Annotated in this window: 5 protein-coding genes; 2 read left to right on the top strand and 3 right to left on the bottom strand. The window is 61.5% G+C overall.

Translation table 11 applies throughout. From position 1 onward, the window contains the following. The first annotated feature begins 333 nt into the window (after positions 1-333). Together AAAX59_RS09440 and AAAX59_RS09435 are read left to right on the top strand one after the other, a co-directional pair. Positions 334-2154: an adenine deaminase C-terminal domain-containing protein gene (locus AAAX59_RS09440; protein WP_349071569.1), complete on the top strand. Its 1821-nt coding sequence runs from the start codon at positions 334-336 to the stop codon at positions 2152-2154. A 206-nt stretch (positions 2155-2360) separates the two neighbouring features. Beyond that, entirely contained in the window at positions 2361-3155 is a 795-nt protein-coding gene (locus tag AAAX59_RS09435; RefSeq protein WP_006235286.1) for an HAD family hydrolase, read from the top strand. 118 nt (positions 3156-3273) lie between these two features. On the opposite strand, the gene AAAX59_RS09430 is transcribed toward AAAX59_RS09435, so the two are convergent. The 3 genes from AAAX59_RS09430 to AAAX59_RS09420 form a co-directional block, all read right to left on the bottom strand. After that, positions 3274-4116, bottom strand: a complete 843-nt coding sequence (locus AAAX59_RS09430; protein ID WP_118094465.1) for a Cof-type HAD-IIB family hydrolase — start codon at positions 4114-4116, stop codon at positions 3274-3276. Between the two features lie 86 nt (positions 4117-4202). Next, entirely contained in the window at positions 4203-5621 is a 1419-nt protein-coding gene (locus tag AAAX59_RS09425) for a citrate synthase (protein WP_195644076.1), read from the bottom strand. A 77-nt stretch (positions 5622-5698) separates the two neighbouring features. After that, positions 5699-5986 (bottom strand): ACT domain-containing protein, encoded by a 288-nt coding sequence (locus tag AAAX59_RS09420; RefSeq protein ID WP_006235289.1) that lies wholly within the window; start codon positions 5984-5986, stop codon positions 5699-5701. Between the last annotated feature and the right edge of the window lie 504 nt (positions 5987-6490).

Here is a 6490-nt window from a genome sequence, read left to right as displayed (position 1 = left end):
CGGCGCGGCTGCGCCTATGGCACTTCAACATCATTGTCGCAGCCCCGACCCGCGGTCACGAGCGGGGGCTCCTATCTTTTCAGTGCCCTCGGATTGGGTCATAGTGTCTGTCGTTGCCAAAACATCGGCGTTGCCTTGGTCGCAAGTAGTCATCGGGGACGTTCTTTAATGACTAGTCGTTTAAGAACGTCCCCAACGACTACTTTTGGGCGCTTACCGTTAAGCGGAAGGGGTGTTATCGGCGGCCTTCTTTTGGGCATACAATTGCTATTGGTTTGCTGCGGTGAAGGTCTGTCCGCTCCGCAGCTTTTTTCTACGGTTAAAGGAGTATGTATGTCCGTTGAGGTCATGAGGTCTGTGATCGATGCAGCCGAGGGTCGCGTGCCCGTCGACACGCTGTTTACCAATGCGCAGATCGTCGACGTGTATGGCCAGCGTGTGGCGCCCGGTAGCGTTGCCGTCAAGGACGGTGTGATCGTCGGCGTGCTCTACGATGGTCGCGACGATGCCGCTGGCACCTACGAGGCAACTGAGGTCGTCGACTGCCAGGGTCGCTATCTCGCTCCCGGTTTTATTGACGGGCATCTGCACATTGAGTCCTCGAACATCCGTCCCGCCGAGTATGCTCGCATGGCCGCGACGCGCGGTACTACCACCGCCATTGCCGACAGCCACGAGATTGCCAATGTTGCCGGTCTCGACGGCCTGCGCTTTATGATCGAGGATGGTCGTCGTGCGCCCATCTCCATCAAGTACATGATGCCTTCGTGCGTGCCCGCACTGCCCGACGAGCAAGCGGGCGCTGTGATTACCGCCGCTGACATGCAGGCGTTTTTTGCCGAGCATCCGGGCGATGTCTTTGGTCTGGGCGAAATGATGAACCTGCCGGGCGTCTTTATGGCCGACCCCGAGACCTGTGCCCGCATCGATGCTGCCAACCAGACGCCGTCCAAGCAGGTTGACGGCCACGCGCCGCTCGTTGCCGGTATGGACCTCAACGCCTATGCCGCAGCGGGCATTATCGCCGACCACGAGTCGACGATTCCCGAGGAGGCGCTCGACAAGCTGTCCCGCGGCATGTATGTGATGCTGCGTGACGGCACGTGCAGCCATGACCTGGCCAATTTGTCTCCGATGCTGCTGGAGAACCCTGCCCGCGCCCGCCGCTGCTGCTTTGCGACCGACGACCGCGCTCCCTCCGATGCTCTTTCGACCGGCATGATCGACAATGCCTGCCGCGTGGCCATCGAGGCCGGCATCGACCCGGTGGTCGCCATCTCCATGGCGTCCCTTTCCACGGCTGAGGCATTTGGCCTGGACCACGGCTGTCGCGACCCGCATGAGCTCCGTGGCGCGATCGCCCCGGGCAAACGCGCCGACCTGCTGTTGCTCGATGACCTGACGTTTGCCAAGGCTCCGCATCGCGTATATGCCGCCGGTGCTCTGGTGGCGCAGGACGGCACCTTTGTGGGCGAGATCGCACCCGAGATGGCCGAGGTTGCGGCCCTTGCCGATGAGCTGCGCGCCTCCGTTAAGCTGCCGAAGCTTTCGCTCGACGTGTTTGACTATGCCTTTAAGCCGGGCGAGGCCGTGATTGACGTGGTGCCGGGTAAGGCCATCACGGGCATGGCTCGCCCCGAGAGCGCCGAGGGCCTGCGCCGCATTATGCTGATCGAGCGCCACGGCCGCGGCGTGTCACTGCAGGCCGAGGGCGCCGACGGTGATGGTCCTGCGGGCCTGGGTCTCGTTGGCAAGCACATTGGTCGCGGCTGGGTGCGCGGCTTTACCATCACGGGCGGTGCCATCGCCTCGACGATTGGCCACGATTCGCACAACGTGTGCGTGGTGGGCGACAACGCGGCCGACATGATGGCTGCCGTCGAGGCTGTTGGCCAGGGCGGCCACGTGCTGGTACGCGATGGCGAGGTCGTAGCGCGCATCCCGCTGGCGCTCGGTGGCCTGATGAGCGAGGGCACGGCCGAGGATGTCGCCGCGCAGCACGACGACTTTATGGTCAAGGCGCGCGCCATGGGCATCGAGCCGCCGCTCGACCCCATCATGGGCATCATCTTCCTGCCCCTGCCGGTGATCCCGACGCTCCGCATCCGCCCCGAGGGCATGTTCGACGTCACCACCTTCACCTACGCCGACTAGTCATCGGGGACGTTCTTAAACGACTAGTCGTCGGGGACACTCTTCCGTGTGTCGCCTGCCGCCGCGGTCGTGGGCTCTCTGGCACGCGTGAGCTATTTGCCAGGTCTATGTAACGTTTACGCCCGCGGAGTCTTATTTGAGCTCCCTTTGGGTACGTTGGAATCGGATACACGTTCGATTCCAACAAGCCCGAAGGGAGCTTTTCTATGTTTAAACTGATTGCATCCGATATGGACGGCACACTGCTTGACGAAAACGGCCAGGTGCCTCCCGAGACCTACGAACTGATTCTGGCGCTACACGAGCATGGCGTGCATTTCGCCGCATCGTCAGGTCGTCGCTACGATCGCCTGTGCGAGTTCTTTGCGCCCGTTCGCGACAAGATGGACTTTGTCGCCGCTAACGGCGCCCAAGTCTACGCCGACGGTAAGATGGTAGACCGTGAGGTGTATTCCCACCTGGCGATTCGAAGGCTCGCCCAAGCCGTCAGGACGTTTCCCAATCTGCATCTTGCGCTCTTTGACCGAACCAAGTCCTTCCTGCTCGATGACGAGTGCAAGTTCGTGCGTGAGGTCGATAAGGACCTTCCCAATGCCGAGCGTATTTGGGAGCTGCCCGATCCCAGCGTAAATATCATCAAAGCGAGTATCTTTTGCGACGACAGTGCGGTTATGGACAGTGCGTACGTGCTACAGCGCGAACTTGGTCAGCTCTTTACTTTTGCGCCTTCGGGCAACGCGTGGATCGATGCCATGCAGCCCGGTGTGTCGAAGGCCTCGGGTATCGCGCAGCTCGCGGAGCATTACGGCATTGGTCGCGACGAGGTCATGGCGTTTGGCGACTCGATGAACGACTACGAGATCATTCGCTTTGTCGGCACGGGCTGCGCGATGGAAAACGCGCGCCCCGCGCTCAAGGCGGTGGCCGATCGCGTGGTGGGTTGTAACCGCGACCACGCCGTCCAGCAGGAGCTCCGTCGCGTGCTGGAGAGTCTCTCCTAATCCGGCAGATGGGGACGTTCCTTTTCTGCCGACAGTGGGGGACAGTCCTTGCAGCTTTTTGCGAAGAGTGTCCCCAGTGACTAGTCGTTTAAGAACGTCCCCAATGACTGACCAATGACTAGGCGAGGGCGGCCATGATGGTGCGGGCGACGCCGTCGTGGTCGTTGTCGTATTCGGTGATGGCGTCGGCGGCCTCGCGATCTTCGGGCTCGGCGTTGATCATGGCCATGCCATGGCCCGCTGCCTGCAGCATGGGGATGTCGTTGATGTTGTCGCCGAACGCCCAGGCGTCGGCGAGACGCTCGCCCAGATGCTCACACAGCCACGTGAGGGCCGTTCCCTTGGTGGCGCCTTCGCCCATAACCTCGATATTCATGGCGTACGAACGCGTGACCTCAATGCCTCCGAGCGTGTCGAGCGCCGCCGCGATGGCGTCGCGATCGGCGGGGTCGTGCCAGTACATAGCGATGCGTTCGAGCGTCTCGACCTCGTCGATCTTGCTGTCGATATTCATGTCGATCGGCGTTCGTGTGCGCTTGAGCGAAGCCGCGATGTGGGGGTCGCCGCCACAGAACTCATCCAGACGCGTGTAGAGCGAGCGGGGGAGGAAGCACTGCCCATCCGCGAAGATATCGAAGGTCACATCGTGGCCGGCGGCAATGCGATGGATGCGGTGGGCAATGCCACGGTCGAGCGGACGGCTCAAGATGCACGTGGCGCGCGAGGCGTCGGTGGGCGTATCCTCGTCGAGCTGCCAGACGCTGGCGCCGTTGGCACAGACCGCGTAATGCACGGCGGGATGGGCGAGAATGGGCTCAAAGATGCCCGACAGTGGACGTCCCGTGCAGGGAACAAACTCGATGCCACGACGTGCGAGCTCGTCGAGCATCGCCCAGGTGGCATCGCTCATTTGCTTATCGCTCGTCAGCAGCGTCCCATCCATATCGGAAAACACAATCATTTGATGCAGCCCTTTCTACTGGCATAAAAAGCGTGGCCGAGGGCTTGGGTCCCTGGCCACGCTCGAGTTCTATAACGGTTCGCGTCCTAGCGGTCGGCGAGCGGCTTGTACTCCAGCGGCTCGATCACCGGACGATAGGCCGGGCGAATAATACGGTGCGCGCAGAAGAGCTCTTCCATGCGGTGTGCCGACCAGCCGGCCATGCGGGCGACGGCGAATAACGGCGTAAAAAGCGTCTCGGGCACGCCGAGCATCTTGTAGATAAAGCCTGTGTACAGGTCGATGTTGGCGCAGATGGGCTTGGTCATGCCGTGGTCGCGCATGACCTGGGGTGCCAGGCGCTCGATGCGCTCGATGAGCGCGAACTCTTCGCCCAAGTCCTTCTTGGCTGCCAGCGAGCGCGCGTAACGGCGGCAGACCTCGGCGCGCGGGTCGCTGAGCGTATAGACGGCGTGGCCCATGCCGTAGATGAGACCCGTGCCGTCGAAGGCCTGCTTGTCGAGGATCTTGCCCAGATAGGCTGCGACCTCGTCCTCGTCCTCCCAGTTGGAGACATGCGCGCGGATGTCCTCGTGCATAGACACGACCTTGGCATTGGCACCGCCGTGGCGCGGGCCCTTGAGCGAGCCGATAGCCGCGGCGTAGGCGGAATACGGGTCGGTGGCCGATGAGGACAGCACGCGGCAGGCGAACGTGGAGTTGTTGCCGCCGCCGTGCTCGGCATGCAGCATGAGCATCACGTCGAGCAGCATGGCTTCGTCGCGGGTGAACGCCATGCCACCGCGCAAGACCTGTAGGATGGTCTCGGCGGTGGAGAGGCCGGGCGTGGGGTGCGGCACGTGAACCTCGGAGCCGCGAAGCTTGGCGACCGAGGCCATGTGTGCGAAGGCGGCGATGCGCGGGAGACGTGCGAGCATGGAAATGGCGACGTCGATTTCGTGCTCGGGCGTGATCACGTCTGGTTCGGCATCGAAGGCGTAGAGCAGCAGTACGGCGCGCTGGAGCACGTTCATGATGCTCGACGACACCGTGGTCATAGGGAACTCTTTAACGTACTCGTCGCTCAGATGTCTAAAGGCGCCCAGGCGCTCGCAAAAGCCGTCGAGCTCTTCCTTGTTGGGCAGCGAACCCGTGATAAGCAGATAGGCGACTTCCTCGTAGCCGTAGCGATTCTCGGCCTGGGCATTGTTGACCAGATCCTCAATGCTGTAGCCGCGAAGCGTGAGCTTGCCCTGATCGGGCACGACCTTTCCGTCGACCTTGTTGTAGCCGTGCACATCCGAGATACGAGTGAGACCCGCGACCACGCCCGAGCCGTCGGCATTGCGCAGGCCGCGCTTGACATTGTGCTCGACAAACAGGCCCTCGTCATAAGGGTCGGTCGGCAGGCCGTGGTAGAGGCTTTCGCTCTCAGACGAAATCTGGCGGCTTGCTTCGTAATCCAGGACTAGTCGGCTCAAGTGGTCATCGAAGCGGTAATAGATTTTCTTGGCGTCGTAGGCCATGCGCGCTCCTCTCCGGGCCGCATCGGGGTGACTTGCATGGGCATGCGCGCGTCAGGCTATCCCCAGCGGCTTGCTCGCTACAGGCGGTACATAAAGTTAAAGACGTCCTCGCGCTGGATGGACACGTTGACGCCCGAAAGCTCGCCGGCCTCGGCCAGGGCCTTCTGCAGCTCGGCGAAGTCGAGCTTGGACTCGGCGGTATCGGCCAGCATGGTCATGGTGAAGATGTCCTCGATAATGGACTGCGTGATGTCGCGGATGTCGACGTTGGCCTCGCCTAGGACACGGGTGACGCCGGCGACGATGCCGGGGCGGTTCTTGCCAAGGACGGTGATGACGATACGGGAGGACGAGATCTCGGCCATGGGAAACCCTTTCGCGTGATTGCGGCGCGCGCGGGGCGCTCCGCTACGGTACAGTGTTCATCATTGTACCTGTGTGGCGCAAAAAAGGGCGCGCTCGCTGCGGCGTTACACGTCTGCAACATGAGCGTGAGGGGGCGGGCCACGCGGGGAAGAGCCGTCTGGCGCGCGGTCCAGCCCGCGTTGGGCGCCCGGGCACTTTCTTTGTTGGATGAAACCATCATAGCGGCTAGCGGAAGGTATCATCGAAGGAGTGTGCTGGAAAACGCCCGTCTCCTTAACTGTTAGAAATGCAAGTTAATAATCTATGTGGTCAATATGATGCCGTTGAACCCGCATATCGATACCGCTCAGCCATTCGCCTCGCCCCCGTCGCACGTATCTTCATTCGGTCTGTCATTATCAATCTAACGATGCTTTGAGGAATGTAGGTGCTTCTAAATGTACTGTCGACTTCTTCTCAAACTAATCCTAAGAGACAAGGCCGTATGGATCTGTACGCTCGTT

Origin of the sequence: Collinsella sp. CLA-ER-H2, from assembly GCF_040092405.1 — a bacterium.
Classification (GTDB): domain Bacteria; phylum Actinomycetota; class Coriobacteriia; order Coriobacteriales; family Coriobacteriaceae; genus Collinsella.
The sequence above is the reverse complement of the archived record's forward strand: the minus strand, read 5'-3'. Positions and strand labels throughout refer to the sequence as shown.